Genomic DNA, 16402 nt, shown 5'->3' on the forward strand with positions numbered 1-16402 from the left:
CGGGGGTGGCAGACGGCAGCGTACCTGTGCCGTTCACACCTTCCGGCAGAGAGCCGTACGGACGGATCCACCGGGGCGGCCCGGAGCGGTACGGGCTAGCCTGATCCCGTCATAACGGTTAATTAGCTGTCAAACGGACCGGACAGAGAAGTCGTACACGGAAGAAGGAGGCGCACCATGGCGGCAGGCGCCCCCCGGATCTTCGTCTCGCACCTCGCCGGCGTCCCGGTCTTCGATCCCAACGGCGATCAGGTGGGCCGCCTCCGCGACCTGGTCGCGATGCTGCGGGTCGGCGGCCGGCCGCCCCGATTGCTCGGCCTGGTCGTCGAGGTGCTCAGCCGCCGCCGGATCTTCCTCCCGATGACCCGGGTGACGGGGATCGAGTCCGGTCAGGTCATCACCACCGGTGTCGTCAACATGCGGCGCTTCGAACAGCGGCCCACCGAACGCCTGGTGCTCGGCGAGTTCCTCGACCGGCGGGTCCGCCTCGTGGAGACCGGCGAGGAGGTCACCGTCCTCGATGTCTCCGTCTCGCAGCTCCCGGCCCGCCGCGACTGGGAGATCGACAAGTACTTCGTACGCAAGGGCAAGGGCGGGGCACTACGGCGCAAGGGCGAGGCCCTGACGGTCGAATGGTCGGCGGTCAGTGGTTTTTCGCTGGAGGAGGACGGGCAGGGCGCCGAGTCCCTGGTCGCCACGTTCGAGCAGCTGCGCCCGACCGATGTGGCCAACGCGCTGCACCATCTGTCGCCGAAGCGACGGGCCGAGGTAGCGGCCGCGCTCGACGACGACCGGCTCGCCGACGTCCTGGAGGAGCTTCCCGAGGACGACCAGGTGGAGATCATCGGCAAGCTCCAGGAGGAGCGCGCCGCCGATGTCCTGGAGGCCATGGACCCGGACGACGCGGCCGACCTGCTGTCCGAACTGCCCGAGGAGGACAAGGAGCGGCTGCTGGCCCTGATGCGTCCGGACGACGCGGCGGATGTGCGGCGCCTCATGTCGTACGCGGAACGGACCGCCGGCGGTCTGATGACCACCGAGCCGATCATTCTGCGGCCGGACGCGACGGTCGCCGACGCGCTCGCACGGGTCCGGCAGGCGGATCTGTCCCCCGCACTCGCCGCCCAGGTGTACGTGTGCCGCTCGCCGGACGAGACCCCGACCGGCAAGTACCTGGGCACCGTGCACTTCCAGCGGCTGCTGCGGGATCCGCCGTACGCCCTGGTCAGCTCGATCGTCGACAGCGATCTCGTCCCCCTCACCCCGGACACCCCCCTGTCGGCTGTGACGAGCTACCTGGCCGCGTACAACCTGGTCTCGGTGCCGGTCGTGGACGAGAGCGGATCCCTGCTCGGCGCCGTGACCGTCGACGACGTCCTCGACCACCTGCTGCCCGAGGACTGGCGGGAGACCGACTTCCACGGTGAGGAGGAGGTCGCCCGTGGCCGGTGAGGACCGCACGAAGGGGACGTCGACGGGCGCCTCGGGCATCGCGCGCCCGCCCCGTTCCCGGCTGGACCAGCCGAAGGCCCCGCGGCGGCGGCTGCTGCCCGATTACGACCCCGAGACGTTCGGCCGATTCTCCGAGCGGATCGCCCGCTTCCTGGGCACCTGGCGCTTCATCGCCTGGATGACGCTGGTCATCATCGTCTGGGTGCTGTGGAACGTCTTCGCGCCGACGGCGTGGCGGTACGACCAGTACCCGTTCATCTTTCTGACACTGATGCTCTCGCTCCAGGCCTCGTACGCGGCCCCGCTGATCCTGCTCGCGCAGAACCGGCAGGCCGACCGCGACCGGGTCACCTACGAGCAGGACCGCAAGCAGAACGAGCGCTCCATCGCGGACACCGAGTACCTCACCCGGGAGATCGCGGCACTGCGGATGGGACTCGGTGAGGTCGCCACCCGCGACTGGATCCGCTCCGAACTGGAAGACCTCGTGCGGGACCTGGACGAACGGCGTGCCCTATTCCCGGCCGAGAGTGACGAAGACCGCTGACGGGGCTACTCTCGCGTAGCAGCAGGCGCCGTAACATCGTCCGTATGGCTACGGAAGACGCGGTGCTTGAGGCACTGGCGACAGTGAACGACCCGGAGATCCACCGTCCGATCACCGAACTCGGCATGGTGAAGTCGGTCGAGATCGAAGCTGACGGTGTGGTCGCTGTCACGGTGTATCTCACGGTGTCCGGCTGCCCGATGCGCGAGACCATCACCAAGAATGTGACCGACGCGGTGGCGAAGGTCGAAGGCGTCACGCGCGTCGACGTCACGCTCGACGTGATGAGCGACGAACAGCGCAAGGAGCTCGCGTCCTCGCTGCGCGGCGGCACGGCGGAGCGCGAGGTGCCGTTCGCCAAGCCCGGCTCGCTGACCCGGGTCTACGCGGTGGCATCCGGCAAGGGCGGCGTCGGCAAGTCATCGGTCACGGTGAACCTGGCGGCCGCGATGGCGGCCGACGGCCTCAAGGTCGGTGTCGTGGACGCGGACATCTACGGGCACAGCGTGCCGCGGATGCTCGGCGCGGACGGCAAGCCGACCCAGGTCGAGAACATGATCATGCCGCCGTCGGCGCACGGCGTGAAGGTCATCTCCATCGGCATGTTCACCCCGGGCAACGCCCCGGTGGTGTGGCGCGGACCGATGCTGCACCGAGCACTCCAGCAGTTCCTCGCCGATGTGTACTGGGGCGACCTGGACGTCCTGCTGCTCGACCTGCCTCCGGGCACCGGTGACATCGCGATCTCGGTGGCGCAGCTCGTGCCGAACGCCGAGATCCTGGTCGTCACGACCCCGCAGCAGGCGGCGGCCGAGGTGGCCGAGCGGGCCGGTTCGATCGCCGTGCAGACCCACCAGAAGATCGTCGGCGTCGTCGAGAACATGTCGGGGCTTCCGTGCCCGCACTGCGACGAGATGGTCGATGTGTTCGGTACCGGCGGTGGCCAGAAGGTCGCCGAGGGCCTGACGAAGACGGTCGGCGCGGAGGTGCCGGTGCTCGGCTCCATCCCGATCGACGTACGGCTGCGCGAGGGTGGCGACGAGGGCAAGCCGGTCGTCCTGTCCGACCCCGACTCCCCGGCCGGCAAGGCGCTCCGCACCATCGCGGACAAGCTGGGAGGCCGTCAGCGCGGCCTGTCGGGCATGTCGCTGGGAATCACCCCGCGCAACAAGTTCTGAGCGGGGACGAAGGCATCGCCGGACGGGCCTGATTTCCAGGCCGTCCGGCGGGACCGAGCCCGGTCGGGCCTGGTCCGGCGATTGAGGGCAGAGCGGCAACCGGCCGTGACCGGTCACCGCCCACCGCCTCGGCCTACGCGTACGTCGCGATGTCGCCGACCACCGAGAACCCCAGCCCGTACGCGCTCATCCCCCGCCCGTACGCCCCGATGTGCACCCCGCCGTGCGCCGACCCCGCCAGCACCCAGCCGAACTCGGACTCGCGGTAGTGGAACGGCACCGGGACACCGTCCACCGGCAGCGACAGCGCCGACCATGCGGGACCGTCCAGATCGTCGGCGAGTTCGAACGCGGTCTCCGTCTGCTGGTCCAGCCAGTCGTCACGCAGTGTGTGATCCATCTGCGGGGGCCACGTACAGGCGAGCAGGCCGGACCCGGCCAGCCAGGCCGCGGAGGAGACCGTGGTCGCGTCCAGAACCCCCGTACCGTCGCCGCTGCGCCGCACCGGGCTGCTGGCCACCGTCACGACGACCGCGAATCGTTGCTTCTCGACACCCGAGTCGGCCCGTACCGACGGCTCGTCACCGTGCCCGATGGAACCGTGCTGCACGGTGCCGTCCGCCGCGGTGCCCACCTGCATCGGCCAACGCGGCCCGGTGAAGGCCTCGTCCAGTCCGTACCAGGGAAACGGAGCTGCCAGATAACCGTCGACAGTACGCCGGGCCGCCGATACCCCCCCTGCGGTGACTGTGCTCGGCGCACCTTCCGCGCCCACCCGACTGGTCGTCTCCATCTGCCCGGCCGCCTCCTCGATCCCTTGCGTCCGGAGCGGCCCGCCCCCCACGGGCGTCCTCACAACCGGACAGATGGAGAATAGCCATACCGTCCGGACGAGTCGGGATTGACTGCTGTCAGGTGGCGTCTGCGTCGAACGGCGGGCGGTCGTCCTTCGCGGGCTGTTCACGCTTCTTGAGCAGGTCCGGAGTACCGGCGGAGCCGTTGGCCGCGGTGATCGCCGAGCCGCTCGACACGCCGCTCCGGGAGTCCGCCGACTCCACGGCCGCGTTCTCCCGGCCGTTCACCGCGTCGGTGACCTCGGCCAGATCCTTGCGCAGGTCGAAGCTCTCGCGGATCTCCTTCAGCCCCAGATCGTCATTGCCGTCCATGAGCTTCTTACGGACGAACGTCTTGGGGTTGAGGTCCTCGAACTCGAAGTCCTTGAACTCCGGGCCGAGCTCCGTACGGATGTCCTCCTTGGCGCTCTCCGAGAACTCACGGATCTTGCGAATGAAGCGCGAGGCGTCCTGGATGACCTTGGGCAGCTTGTCCGGGCCGAAGATCAGCACGCCCAGGACCGCGAGCGTCACCAGCTCGAGTGGGCCTATGTCATTGAACACCCTGTTGCTCCTCGTGTTCTCCGAGACCAGGTCGGTTGTGGTCCGGACCCGGCCCACGGTACCGGTCGATACTGTCCGCGCGGTAGCGTCCCGTGGCTGTCACACGCCGGTTGCCGAACCAAGAGTCAAAGAGATGGACAGGTCTTTACCACCACGGGTCAGGCCGAGGTCCAGACGGTCGCCGGGCCGGTGGGCGCGGATCTTCACGATCAGCTCCTCGCCGCTGTGCACGCGCCTGCCGTCGACCTCGGTGATGATGTCCCCCGGCTTGATCCCGGCCTTGGCACCGGGCCCGTCGGGTGTCACCGCAGGCTTGCCGGCCGCACCCTTCGCACCGACCTTGGCGCCGTCCCCCGTGTACTTCATGTCCAACGTGACGCCGATCACCGGGTGGGTGGCCTTCCCCGTGTTGATCAGTTCCTCGGCGACCCGCTTGCCCTGGTTGATCGGGATGGCGAAGCCGAGACCGATGGAACCTGCCTGCCCGCCCTCGGTGGTCGAACCGCTGTCGGCGGCACGGATGGCGCTGTTGATGCCTATGACATGGGCGTCGGTGTCGACGAGCGGACCGCCGGAGTTGCCCGGGTTGATCGGAGCATCGGTCTGCAGCGCGTCGACGTAACTGATGTCGCTGCCGTCGCCCTTCTCGCCGCCCGCGGTGATCGGCCGGTCCTTGGCGCTGATGATGCCGGAGGTCACGGTGTTGGACAGGTCGAAGGGTGCGCCGATGGCCACCACGGGGTCGCCGACCTGCACATTGTCGGAGTTGCCCAGCGGCAGCGGCTTGAGGCCGGAGACGCCGGTGACCTTGACCACGGCCAGGTCGTAGCCGCTGTCCTTGCCGACGACTTCGGCGCGCGCGGTCTCGCCGCCGCTGAACGTCACAGTGATCTCGCCGGAGGACCCGGCCGGGGCGACGACATGGTTGTTGGTGAGGATGTGGCCGGAGTTGTCGAGAACGAATCCGGTACCGGTGCCGGATTCGGTGGTGCCACTGACATGGAGCGTGACCACGCTGGGCAGGGCGCTGGCGGCGATGCCCGCGACGCTGTCGGGGGCGCGGCCGCCGCTGTTGTGGCCGGTCTGCGGAAGCTCGACCTGGGTGAGTCCGCCGTTGCGCTCGACGTAGGCGCCTATGCCGCCGCCGATGCCGCCTGCCACCAGTGCGAGCAGCACCGCACCGACGAGGAGGGAGCCGCGGCGGTTCTTCCTGCGGCCGCCGTCGGCCCCGAGCGGCGGGCCCGGATTGGTCAGCGGCTGCCGGGGCGCGCCCCAGGGGTCGTACTGGAGCCACTGCGTCGACTGCGGCTGCGGCTGCTGGGGCGGGGGCGGAGGCGTGAAACCGGGGGCGGGTGAGGTGGGGATGCCGGCGCCGTTCGTACCCGCGTACTGCGGGGGTACGGGGGTGCCGTGTGCCGGGGTCGGGACCGGTCGCTGTACGGGGGGTGCGGGCGCCCAGGGGCCGGGTCCACCGTACGGCGGGGTGCTGTACTGATCGGGCTCGTGCAGCGGCGCCACGGGCTGCGTGGCCGCTACGGATGCCACGGGCTCGGGTGCGGGCGGGGATGACACCGGCTCGGGTGCCGGCGGCCGAGGGGGCGCGTCGGCTGCGTGTGCTTCCGTCACGCCCGTCGCGCCGGTCACCTCGACCGTGGGCGCCGCGTCCTCGACGGGGGTCGGCCCGCCCGGCGCGGTGCTGGTGGTGCCTCCCGCCGTGGGCCGGCTCCACCACTTCGCCTTCGGCCCGGTGGACTTCCCGTCTTCCATGCTCTCCCCGCAACTGCCGCGTCTGGCCTCTGCACGCCCCGGCAGGGGCGTCCGTCCCGGAATTCCTCCCGGAATTCAACCAGGTTTGCGAATGTCTGCGCAGACATCGGCGCAGACCCCGGTCAGCGCCGGGAGGAAAGCGGCAGACCGCGATCGGCGGGGGTGGGGAGGGCCGAGGCCGACGGCTCCGTCCAGGACGGCGACGCGGAGGGCTCCGGGGGCTGTGAGGCCGTTCGTCCGAGCACCCGGGCGAAGAGCGGGGTGGTGCCGGTCGGGCGTATCAGCGGTGGCGCGGACACATTGGTCAGAACCTGAACGGCGAAGGTGTTCTCCACGAGACTTCCCGTGGAGAGCAGCGCGGGAGCGGTGGAAGACACCGCCGGCGTGGCCTCCGGCACGGGGGGTGGTGGGGCAGCGGCTGCGGTCGAGCGGTCGCCCGCCTCCGTGGCGGCAAGGGTGCTCTGGCCGCCACCGCCGCGGCGGCTCACCGAGCTGCCGTTCTCGCTGCGGGATGCGGTGTCGAGCGGGTTCGCAGAGTTCCCCGCGCCCGCGGCCCGGGCCGGGGAGCTGGGCCCCGCCCCCGTCGGCAGGGCACCGCCCAGGGCGATGGCCGCCAGCGATACGGCGCTGGCCGCTGCGAAGGCGAACCTCCGGCCGCGCCACGGCGACCGGTCTCCCTCACGGCCGACCTCATGGATCCGGAAGCCCGAACGGGAGGAGCCACCCGGCAGTACGGCGGTCGAACCGTGCGGGGCCGGGAGGAAGCCAAAACTCCCCAGCGGCGAATTCCCCGGCGAATCCGTGCGGCTCCCGGACGGCTGGATCATGGGGAAGAGCCCGTCGGCGAAGCGCCCGGAGCCGCCGAATGGTTTCCCCCGGTCGTCGTCGTCACCCCCCGGTCCCCCGGGAAGGCCCTGCAGCCGGGCGAGGAATCCCTCGGACGGTGAAGGCGGGGCGGACTGTGCGAAGACACTCTTCAGCCGCCGCTGGGCGGCAGCCTCGGCCTTGCACTTGGTGCAGGTCGCGAGGTGGGCGAGCACCCGCTCTCGGGCGTCGTGTTTCAGCTCACCGTCGACAAGCGCGGCGAGCCGGTCCCCCAGGTGTTGTTCCGCAGGGGTCGGAACTGTGCCACTCACGCCGTTCCGCCCTCCCCTGCCAGGATCGCGCCCGCCAGCGAGCGCTGCTCGGCACGGGCCTCGGGCGAACGGTGCTGCAGCGCCTTGCGCAGATGCGAGCGACCGCGGTGGATACGGCTGCGCACGGTACCGAGCTTCACGCCCAGCGTCGCGGCGATCTCCTCGTACGAGAGGCCCTCGATGTCACAGAGCACGACAGCGGCACGGAATTCGGGCGCAAGGGTGTCCAGCGCCTGCTGTACATCCGCGTCGAAATGGGTGTCGTTGAAGACCTGCTGCGGGGACGGCTCACGGCTCGGCAGCCGCTCGGCGGCGTCGTCACCGAGGGAGTCGAAGCGGATCCGCTGCTTACGACGGACCATGTCCAGGAACAGGTTGGTCGTGATGCGGTGCAGCCAGCCCTCGAAGGTGCCCGGCGTGTAGGTCGACAGCGACCGGAACACGCGTACGAAGACCTCCTGTGTCAGGTCCTCCGCATCGTGCTGGTTGCCCGTCAGCCGGTAGGCAAGGCGATAGACACGGCCGCTGTGCGTGCTGACGATCTCTTCCCATGAGGGCGGCGTCCACGCCTGGGAGTCCGCATCTGAGGCGAAGGTCGCGGTCGGTGCGGAGTCGTTGGAAGAACGGTCAGCGATGTTGGTCACGGATTTCGGCTCACCCGCCGACCTGAGAAAGCGCCGCAGCACTCCTCCCCGATCCACAGGCGCAGCCGCACCTCCCCTATCGGCTCTGGTGGTGTCCAGTGGAGCCCCTACCATAGCCACCTCGCCCGTTAGCTCCGGATAAGCCTTTTTCCTGCTGGGGCCGGGAGTCACCCCGGGAACCGCCGGCCCGTGTCTCCCGGACCCGATCTGCGGGCCGGTCCCACGGGCTTTCCCCTGCCCCTGGATAACGCCCGGTCCCATCTGCGGGTTCCCGGGTGCAGCGGATACAGTCACCGTTGCGCCAACTACGGGGACAGGAGAGGGTCATTACCGCCAACCGGCAGACGAGCTGGGCGTTCGCCGACGCCTTTGTCGCCGAGGACGAAGCATTGCACTGGGCCCGGGACCGGGCTCGGGATGCAGGGCTCCGCTCGGTGTCGCCAGGTACCGGCGCCGCGCTGCGCTTGCTCGCTGCCACGACGGACGCCAAAGCGGTGGCCGAGATCGGCACCGGGACCGGCGTGTCCGGACTCTATCTACTGCACGGCATGCGCCCCGACGGGGTGCTGACCACGGTCGACCCGGAGCCCGAGCGCCAGCAGTTCGCCCGTGAGGCGTTCCGGGCCGCGGGGTTCGCCGCCAATCGGGCCCGCTTCATTCCCGGCCGTGCCCTGGACGTGCTGCCGCGGCTCGCGGACGGCGGATACGACCTGGTGTTCTGCGACGGCGACCGGCTGGAGAGCCTGGACTGCCTCGCTGAATCGTTGCGCCTGCTGCGACCTGGTGGCCTGGTCTGCTTCGAGGGCGTCTTCGCGGACGGCCGTACGGTCGACTCGGCGGCGCAGCCCGCGGAGGTGCTGCGACTGCGGGAGCTGCTGCGTGCGGTGCGGGAGAGCCAGGAGCTGATGGCGACGTTGCTGCCGGTGGGCGACGGGTTGCTGTGCGCGGTGCGGCGGGGCTGAGGGGCCGGCGGGGGCAGGGTTCCTGCCCCCCGCGCTTGGGGCAGCGGGTGTCCTCGATCGCCGGACGGGCTTGATTCTGTTGAGAACGCATCACTGCCCCGGCACGGACACCGTGCCGGGGCAGTGATGAAGTGTGGGCGCCTCTGCTCAGCCGACGACCTTCTTGAGGGCATCGCCGAGTGCATCGGCCTCGTCCGGAGTCAGCTCCACGACAAGCCGACCGCCGCCTTCGAGCGGAACGCGCATGACGATGCCCCGCCCCTCCTTTGTCACCTCGAGCGGGCCGTCGCCCGTCCGCGGCTTCATGGCCGCCATGCTCGTTCCCCTTCCTGAAACCAGCTCATCGCAACCGGCGGCCCCATGACAGGCGCTGTGTCACCGGCATCGAACACATTGCTTCCAGGCCATTATCCCGCATCACAGACCCCAATGACCAACATCGGTCGGCATCGCTTGCGCAACGCGCTCTCGCAAAACCACCCAATTCGGCGATCCAGCTGCGATACTCCGTCCCCTTCACCCCTCCATCGGGGCTCAATTGTTAGACGCAGGTCACATGTTCGCTCCCGCCCGAGTCGGCCATGCTTGCCTGGACAGGCATTGCCCAAGGTGCAGAGGGGACAGCGAAATGGCCGACCAGATGGCGGACAGCGTGCTCTACGAAGTGAGCGACGGACTCGCGACGATCACGATCAACCGCCCCGACGCGATGAACGCCATGAACACCGCGGCCAAGGTGGCGCTCCGTGACGCGCTGAAGTCCGCGGCGGCCGACACCGCCGTACGGGCCGTTCTGCTCACCGCGACCGGGCGCGCCTTCTGCGTCGGCCAGGATCTGAAGGAGCACGTCGGCAAGCTCGACGAGGCCCGTGAGTCCGGCGGCGGCAACGCGTTGAGCACCGTGCAGGAGCACTACAACCCGATCGTGCGGGCCATCACCGAGATGCCCAAGCCGGTCGTCGCCGGGGTCAACGGTGTCGCCGCCGGTGCCGGTTTCGGGTTCGCGCTCGCCTGCGACTACCGGGTGGTCGCCGACACCGCCTCGTTCAACACCTCATTCGCCGGGGTCGCCCTCACCGCCGACTCGGGCGTCTCCTGGACGCTGCCCCGCCTGATCGGGCAGAGCCGCGCCGCCGACCTGCTGCTCTTCCCGCGCTCGATCTCCGCGCAGGACGCCCACGAGCTGGGCATCGTGAACAAACTGGTGCCCGCCGCCGACCTGGCCGCGGAGGCCGCCGCCGTGGCCCGCACCCTGGCGTCCGGTCCCACGGTGGCGTACGCGGCGCTGAAGGAGTCCCTGGCCTACGGCGCCGGTCACACGCTGAGCGAGGCACTGGAGAAGGAGGACGAGCTCCAGACGAAGGCGGGCGCGTCCGAGGACCACACGATCGCGGTGCAGGCGTTCCTGAACAAGGAGAGGCCGAAGTACCTCGGCCGGTAGCCGCCGGCGCGGGTCTACGCCCCGGTGCCGCGCGCCACGCAGTCGGCGAGATGGTCGTCGACCAGGCCGCAGGCCTGCATCAGGGCGTAGGCCGTCGTGGGACCGACGAAGCGCACACCGCGCTTCTTGAGGTCCTTGGCCAGCGCCGTGGACTCCGGGGTGACCGCGGGGACGTCGCCGACGGCGCGCGGGGCGGGCCGGCCGGCCGGGTCGGGGGCGTAGGACCAGATCAGCTCGTCCAGCTCGCCGGGGCGCCAGCCGGCCAGCACCTTGGCGTTGGCGAGGGTCGCCTCGATCTTCGCCCGGTTTCGGATGATGCCGACGTCGGCGAGGAGACGCTCCTTGTCGGCGTCGGTGAACTCCGCCACCGCGGGGATCTTGAACCCGGCGAAGGCGGAGCGGAAGCCCTCCCGGCGGCGCAGGATCGTCAGCCAGGAAAGGCCCGACTGGAAGGCCTCCAGGCAGAGCCGCTCGAAGAGGGCGTCGTCGCCGTGGACGGGGCGGCCCCATTCGGTGTCGTGGTACGTGAGGTAGTCCTCGGTGGAGAGCCCCCACGGGCAGCGCAGACCGCCGTCCGGGGCCGTTTCTGCGCCGCCGCTCATCGCTGGGGCTCCTCTCCGGGGTGCTCTGTCCGCTGCGGGTCCTGCTGGTGTTCCTGTCGGGGCGCCTCCCACGGCGCTCTCGGGCGGTCCTCCGGCCGCTCCCGCGTCAGCTGCGGCATGTCCTGCGGCCGCTTGAGGAGATCGGGGCCGCCGACCGCGGTCGCCTGCGCACCGGCCAGCGCCGACTGCAGTTCCGCGATCCGCGCGTCCCGCTCGGCGAGCTCGGCGCCGAGCCGGCCGAGCGCCTCGTCGACATCCGTCATGCGGTAGCCGCGTACGGCCACCGGCAGCCGCAGCGCCTCGACATCCGCGCGGCCGACCGGGCGCGTCGCAGGCAGTGGGTCGGTCAGTTGCTCGGGCGCCACGTCCTGCAGGACGGCGCTCTTCCCTCCGCCGACCACCGCGAGGGTGACCGCGGCCACGACCACCACCATCGCCAGCAGCAAGAACCAGAACACGCGTATCTCCCCGGGAGCGGAAACCTGTCCGGGTCCGATCGTGCCATGCGGTGCCGACAGTTAGGGTCGCAGGCGACCCACGGGGCGATCTACCAGAGGAGAAACACGGGATGCGAAGCGGTGCGCTCAGGCTTGGGCGGCGTGAATTCGGTGCGCACGAGCCGGTGATCATGGCGATCGTGAACCGCACCCCGGACTCCTTCTACGACCAGGGCGCGACGTTCCGGGACGAGCCGGCGCTGGCCCGGGTCGAGCAGGCGATCGCGGACGGCGCGGCGATCGTCGACATCGGGGGTGTGAAGGCGGGCCCCGGTGAAGAGGTGACCGCCGAGGAAGAGGCCCGTCGCACGGTGGGGTTCGTCGCGGAGGTGCGGCGCCGCCACCCGGATGTGGTGATCAGCGTCGACACCTGGCGCCACGATGTCGGCGAGGCGGTCTGCGAGGCCGGTGCGGATGTGCTGAACGACGCGTGGGGCGGCGTCGACCCGAAGCTCGCAGAGGTCGCCGCGCGGTACGGCGCCGGTCTGGTGTGTACGCACGCGGGCGGCGCCGAGCCGCGGACCCGGCCGCACCGGATCGCGTACGACGACGTGATGGCGGACATCCTGCGGGTGACGCTGGGCCTGGCCGAGCGGGCGGTCGGACTCGGGGTGCGGCCGGACGGGATCATGATCGACCCCGGTCACGACTTCGGGAAGAACACCCGGCATTCGCTGGAGGCGACGCGTCGGCTCGGCGAGATGGCGGAGACCGGCTGGCCGGTCCTCGTATCGCTGTCCAACAAGGACTTCGTCGGGGAGACGCTCGACCGGCCGGTGAAGGAACGGGTGATCGGGACGCTGGCGACGACGGCCGTGTCCGCGTGGCTGGGGGCGCAGGTGTACCGGGTGCACGAGGTGGCGGAGACACGGCAGGTGCTGGACATGGTGGCGTCCATCGCGGGGCACCGGGAGCCGGCGGTGGCACGGAGGGGGCTGGCGTAGCCGGGGCGTGAGGCGGCGCGGGGAGGGCGGGGCGACCGCGGCGGGCCTTGTCCCCTGCCGCCCCTGCCCGAAGCCGGGGCTCTGCCCCGGACCCCGCTCCTCAATCGCCGGACGGACTTGAACCGCCTACCGGCCGACCTCCTTCGTCACGAGGTTGACCGCCTCGTCCACGTCGTCCGTGACGTGGAACAGCAGCAGGTCGTGCTCGGACGCCTTGCCCTGTGCCACCACCGTGTCCCGCAGCCAGTCCACGAGCCCGCTCCAGTACGCGGTGCCGAACAGCACGATCGGGAAGCGGGTGACCTTGCCCGTCTGGACGAGGGTGAGGGCCTCGAAGAGCTCGTCCAGGGTGCCGAGGCCGCCCGGCAGAACAACGAACCCCTGGGCATATTTCACAAACATCGTTTTTCGGACAAAAAAGTAGCGGAAGTTCACGCCGATATCGACGTGCGGGTTGAGGCCGGACTCGAAGGGCAGCTCGATGCCGAGGCCGACCGAGACGCCCTTCGCCTCCCGCGCCCCCTTGTTCGCCGCTTCCATGGCTCCGGGGCCGCCTCCGGTGATCACCGCGAAGCCGGCCTCGACCAGGGCCTTGCCGATCCTTACGCCCGCCTCGTAGTCCGGCCCGCCGGCCGGGGTGCGGGCCGAGCCGAAGACGCTGATGGCGCTCGGCAGCTCGGCGAGGGCTCCGAATCCTTCGACGAACTCCGACTGGATGCGCATCACCCGCCATGGGTCGGTGTGCACCCACTCGGAGTCGCCCTCGGTGTCCAGCAGCCGCTGATCGGTGGTGCCGGGCTGTACCTGGTCCCTGCGGCGCAGTACCGGGCCCTGCCGCTGCTCCTCGGGGACGTGCGCTCCCTCGGGGTTGCCCATGACCTGCTCCCTCCGACGACGATCGATGACCATCTGTGTCAGGTCAGGGTAGATCGGCGGAGGTTACGGACAGGGGAATGCCGTGAGTCAGCTGGTGAGCCAGGAGCGGAGCCGCTCCTCGCAGTGGGTGATCCGGTCGACCGCCACATGTTCGTTGCGCTTGTGCGCGAGGAGCGGGTCACCGGGTCCGTAGTTCACCGCGGGGACGCCGAGGGAGCTGAAGCGGGAGACATCGGTCCAGCCGAACTTGGGGTGGGCGGTGCCGCCGACCGCCGCCATGAACGCCTTGGCAGCCGGGTGGGAGAGACCGGGCATGGCCGCGCCCGAGTGGTCGTCGACGGTGAATTCGACGACGCCGCAGTCCGCGAAGACCTCGTGGACGTGGGCCAGCGCCTCCTCGGCGCTGCGGTCGGGGGCGTACCGGTAGTTGACGACCACGGTGCACGCGTCCGGGATGACGTTGTTGGCGACGCCCCCCTCGATCCGTACGGCGTTGAGGCCCTCGTGGTATTCGAGACCGTCGATGACCGGGCGGCGCGGTTCGTACGCGGCGAGGCGGGCCAGGATCGGGGCGGCCGCGTGGATGGCGTTGGACCCCATCCAGCTGCGGGCGGAGTGCGCCCGCTCCCCCTCGGTGCGGAGGAAGACCCGCAGGGTGCCCTGGCAGCCGCCCTCGACCTGGCCGTCGGTGCCCTCCAGGAGCACCGCGAAGTCTCCGGCGAGCCACTCGGGGTGGGCGTCGGCCACGTGGCCGAGACCATTGAGGTGCGCGGCGACCTCTTCGTTGTCGTAGAACACGAAGGTGAGGTCGCGGTTGGGCTCGGGCACGGTCGCGGCGATCCTCAGCTGGACGGCGACGCCCGACTTCATGTCGGAGCTGCCGCAGCCCCACAGCACACCGTCGTCGTCGAGCCGGGACGGCACGTTGTCGGCGATCGGCACGGTGTCGATGTGTCCGGCGAGCACGACCCGCTCGGCACGGCCCAGGTTCGTCCGCGCCACGACGTTGTTGCCGTGCCGGTCGACGGTCAGATGCGGGAGGGTGCGCAGCGCCGACTCGATCGCGTCGGCGAGCTCCTCCTCCTGACCGCTGACCGACGGGAAGTCGACGAGCCGGGCGGTGAGCGCCGGGCCGTCCAGGGTGAGGTCAAGCGTGCTTTCGCGCATGGAACCGACCCTAAAGGACTGGGCCCTCGGCCCTGGCCGGGCACTCCAGTACGGTGGCTCCGTGCCCCGGACCGTCTCCCCCGCCCGCCGACACACCGGCCGCAGCCGCCTCTTCCGTATCGCGGCTGCTCTTGTCGTGCTCGCCGCCCTGGGCGGCTATCTGACCGTGCAGTACATCTCCGGCAGCAAAGTCACCGAAGGGTGCACCGTGGAGTCCGCCGACGGTTCGGCCGGCGAGGGCCGTACGTATCGGATGAGCCCGGAGCAGGCTTCGAACGCCGCGACGATCTCCGCGGTCGGCACCTCGCGCGGGATGCCGGAGCGGGCGGTGACGATCGCGCTGGCGACCGCGTTGCAGGAGTCCGGGCTGCGCAATATCGAGCACGGGGACCGGGACTCGCTGGGGCTGTTCCAGCAGCGTCCTTCGCAGGGCTGGGGCACCGAGAAGCAGATCCTGGACCCGGTCTACTCCGCGGGGGAGTTCTACCGGCATCTGGCCGAGGTCCCCGGCTATTCGCGACTGCCGCTGACGGTCGCCGCGCAGCGGGTCCAGCGCAGCGGTTTCCCGCAGGCGTACGCGAAGCACGAGCCGGATGCGGCGTTGCTGGCGGCCGCGCTGACCGGTCGTACGCCTGCCGCGCTGAACTGCACGCCGCCGCGGACGACGGCTGCGAAGGCCGATGCGGCGAAGGTGCGGGCGGAGCTGGTCCGCACCTTCGGCAAGGATGTGCTGCCCGCGCAGAAGCCGTCGCCGGAGAACGGAACGGGTGCGGCCGGTGCGTCGGCGACGGGCACGGTCTCGGTGCCGGTGCGGGCGGCCCGCGCCTTTGGGGACGACGACTCGGCGCGGCGCGGCTGGGAGCTCGCGCACTGGGCGGTCGCGCAGTCCGAGGCACTTCGCCTGGACGAGGTCGCGTACGCGGGCCGGGTGTGGAAGGCCGGGTCGGGCTGGCGGACGGAGCGTACGGAATCGGGCGCCACCGAGGTCCGTATGCGGCTCGCGCACTAGTACGGACGGTCACCCGAAGGCGTTATCCGGCCGGCATGGAACGTCCCCAGGCACGACATCTCCCATCACCTCTCCGCGATTCCTCAAATTCCTTGCGGGCAAAGGGAAGTGACGGTTCATCGGGCCATCCGGGAATGCGGCGTCTGCCCGGGTTCCTCCGGTGTGGATTATGTGACGCATTGCCGACTCTTTACCCCGGCCCACCGCAACCTCCCCCGCCCTTACGACGGTTGTCATTGCGTCCGGTCAACGGACAGACAGATTCCTCATCCCGTCGAAGGAGCATCATGTCCCTCCCCCTGACCCGCCGGATCGCCCGTGCCGCGCTGCTGATCGCCGCGGGTGCAGCCCCCGTGGTCGGTGCGGCCGGTGCCGCAGGTGCCGCGGAGCTCCCGCAGGCCCCGGAGCTCGGCGGTCTGACCACCGTCGACGGCGCGGGCCTCGGCAAGACGGTCGACGGCGCGTCCCTGCAGGGCACCAAGGCGGCGGGTGAGACCGGCGGCAAGATCGTCGGGACGACCCTCCCGGCCGCGGGCAAGACCGTCGGCAAGGCCGGCGCCCAGGCCGCCCCCACCGTGCAGAACGCCGCAGGCGGTGCCGCGGGCAGCGCGGGCGAGGTTCTCGGCGGCGCCGCCGGTGCCGCGCCCCAGGGCGGCCTGCCCACCCAGGGCCTGCCCACCCAGGGTCTGCCGATCGGCTGACCCGATCCGTCGGCACATCACGCGCGAGGGGCCTCGGGAGTGCGCACTCCCCAGGCCCGGTCGCTTATACACAAAAGACGCA

General features: G+C 70.5%; 18 protein-coding genes. 8 read left to right on the top strand and 10 right to left on the bottom strand.

Translation table 11 applies throughout. From position 1 onward, the window contains the following. The first annotated feature begins 177 nt into the window (after positions 1-177). The 3 genes from ACFVYE_RS26600 to ACFVYE_RS26610 are packed head-to-tail and all read left to right on the top strand — an operon-like array spanning position 178 to position 3177. Complete coding sequence (locus ACFVYE_RS26600) at positions 178-1452, top strand: magnesium transporter MgtE N-terminal domain-containing protein (RefSeq protein ID WP_383967859.1); 1275 nt, start codon at positions 178-180, stop codon at positions 1450-1452. Further along, complete coding sequence (locus ACFVYE_RS26605) at positions 1442-1999, top strand: DUF1003 domain-containing protein (RefSeq protein ID WP_383967862.1); 558 nt, start codon at positions 1442-1444, stop codon at positions 1997-1999. The genes ACFVYE_RS26600 and ACFVYE_RS26605 overlap by 11 nt, the downstream gene beginning before the upstream one ends. Positions 2000-2043: 44 nt before the next feature. Continuing rightward, the gene (locus tag ACFVYE_RS26610) at positions 2044-3177 is read left to right on the top strand and encodes an Mrp/NBP35 family ATP-binding protein (protein WP_383967865.1); all 1134 of its coding nucleotides are present in this window, start codon (positions 2044-2046) and stop codon (positions 3175-3177) included. Positions 3178-3310: 133 nt separating this feature from the next. Here ACFVYE_RS26610 and ACFVYE_RS26615 read toward each other — a convergent pair whose 3' ends face one another. From ACFVYE_RS26615 to sigE, 5 genes are all read right to left on the bottom strand, one after another. Continuing rightward, positions 3311-3970, bottom strand: coding sequence for a hypothetical protein (locus ACFVYE_RS26615; protein ID WP_383967868.1), 660 nt, complete (start codon positions 3968-3970; stop codon positions 3311-3313). A 118-nt stretch (positions 3971-4088) separates the two neighbouring features. Then, on the bottom strand, positions 4089-4574 hold the full coding sequence (locus ACFVYE_RS26620; protein WP_383967871.1) for a sec-independent translocase: 486 nt from the start codon (positions 4572-4574) through the stop codon (positions 4089-4091). A 99-nt stretch (positions 4575-4673) separates the two neighbouring features. Continuing rightward, positions 4674-6341: a S1C family serine protease gene (locus tag ACFVYE_RS26625; RefSeq protein ID WP_383967874.1), complete on the bottom strand. Its 1668-nt coding sequence runs from the start codon at positions 6339-6341 to the stop codon at positions 4674-4676. Between the two features lie 122 nt (positions 6342-6463). Then, entirely contained in the window at positions 6464-7477 is a 1014-nt protein-coding gene (locus ACFVYE_RS26630) for an anti-sigma factor family protein (protein WP_389607510.1), read from the bottom strand. Continuing rightward, positions 7474-8235, bottom strand: a complete 762-nt coding sequence (gene sigE, locus ACFVYE_RS26635) for an RNA polymerase sigma factor SigE (protein WP_206433351.1) — start codon at positions 8233-8235, stop codon at positions 7474-7476. Before sigE ends, ACFVYE_RS26630 begins: the two co-directional genes overlap by 4 nt. 182 nt (positions 8236-8417) lie before the next feature. Between sigE and ACFVYE_RS26640 the strand changes: the two genes are divergently transcribed. Further along, entirely contained in the window at positions 8418-9083 is a 666-nt protein-coding gene (locus tag ACFVYE_RS26640) for an O-methyltransferase (protein WP_383967881.1), read from the top strand. Between the two features lie 147 nt (positions 9084-9230). On the opposite strand, the gene ACFVYE_RS26645 is transcribed toward ACFVYE_RS26640, so the two are convergent. After that, positions 9231-9398, bottom strand: coding sequence for a DUF3117 domain-containing protein (locus tag ACFVYE_RS26645; RefSeq protein ID WP_003966491.1), 168 nt, complete (start codon positions 9396-9398; stop codon positions 9231-9233). A 313-nt stretch (positions 9399-9711) separates the two neighbouring features. Here ACFVYE_RS26645 and ACFVYE_RS26650 point away from each other — a divergent pair, with 313 nt between their 5' ends. Next, entirely contained in the window at positions 9712-10524 is an 813-nt protein-coding gene (locus ACFVYE_RS26650; RefSeq protein ID WP_383967884.1) for an enoyl-CoA hydratase/isomerase family protein, read from the top strand. A gap of 14 nt (positions 10525-10538) precedes the next feature. On the opposite strand, the gene ACFVYE_RS26655 is transcribed toward ACFVYE_RS26650, so the two are convergent. After that, positions 10539-11126, bottom strand: coding sequence for a DNA-3-methyladenine glycosylase I (locus ACFVYE_RS26655; RefSeq protein ID WP_389607511.1), 588 nt, complete (start codon positions 11124-11126; stop codon positions 10539-10541). Further along, a complete protein-coding gene (locus ACFVYE_RS26660) occupies positions 11123-11584 on the bottom strand; it encodes a hypothetical protein (protein ID WP_383967890.1) in 462 nt (153 codons plus the stop codon). The genes ACFVYE_RS26655 and ACFVYE_RS26660 overlap by 4 nt, the downstream gene beginning before the upstream one ends. Before the next feature lie 110 nt (positions 11585-11694). Here ACFVYE_RS26660 and folP point away from each other — a divergent pair, with 110 nt between their 5' ends. After that, positions 11695-12567, top strand: a complete 873-nt coding sequence (gene folP, locus ACFVYE_RS26665; RefSeq protein ID WP_093897515.1) for a dihydropteroate synthase — start codon at positions 11695-11697, stop codon at positions 12565-12567. Positions 12568-12693: 126 nt separating this feature from the next. Here the strand turns inward: folP and ACFVYE_RS26670 are convergent, their stop codons facing one another. Then, the gene (locus ACFVYE_RS26670) at positions 12694-13443 is read right to left on the bottom strand and encodes a TIGR00730 family Rossman fold protein (protein ID WP_383967892.1); all 750 of its coding nucleotides are present in this window, start codon (positions 13441-13443) and stop codon (positions 12694-12696) included. Between the two features lie 87 nt (positions 13444-13530). Then, positions 13531-14610 carry a succinyl-diaminopimelate desuccinylase gene (dapE, locus tag ACFVYE_RS26675; RefSeq protein ID WP_383967895.1) on the bottom strand — a complete coding sequence of 360 codons (1080 nt, stop codon included), beginning with the start codon at positions 14608-14610 and terminating at the stop codon, positions 13531-13533. Between the two features lie 61 nt (positions 14611-14671). Here dapE and ACFVYE_RS26680 point away from each other — a divergent pair, with 61 nt between their 5' ends. Continuing rightward, positions 14672-15619, top strand: a complete 948-nt coding sequence (locus ACFVYE_RS26680) for a hypothetical protein (protein WP_383967900.1) — start codon at positions 14672-14674, stop codon at positions 15617-15619. Between the two features lie 287 nt (positions 15620-15906). Then, positions 15907-16320, top strand: a complete 414-nt coding sequence (locus ACFVYE_RS26685) for an ATP-binding protein (RefSeq protein WP_389607512.1) — start codon at positions 15907-15909, stop codon at positions 16318-16320. The last annotated feature ends 82 nt before the right edge of the window (positions 16321-16402 follow it).

The organism is Streptomyces sp. NPDC058239, assembly GCF_042882185.1.
Taxonomy (GTDB): Bacteria; Actinomycetota; Actinomycetes; order Streptomycetales; family Streptomycetaceae; genus Streptomyces.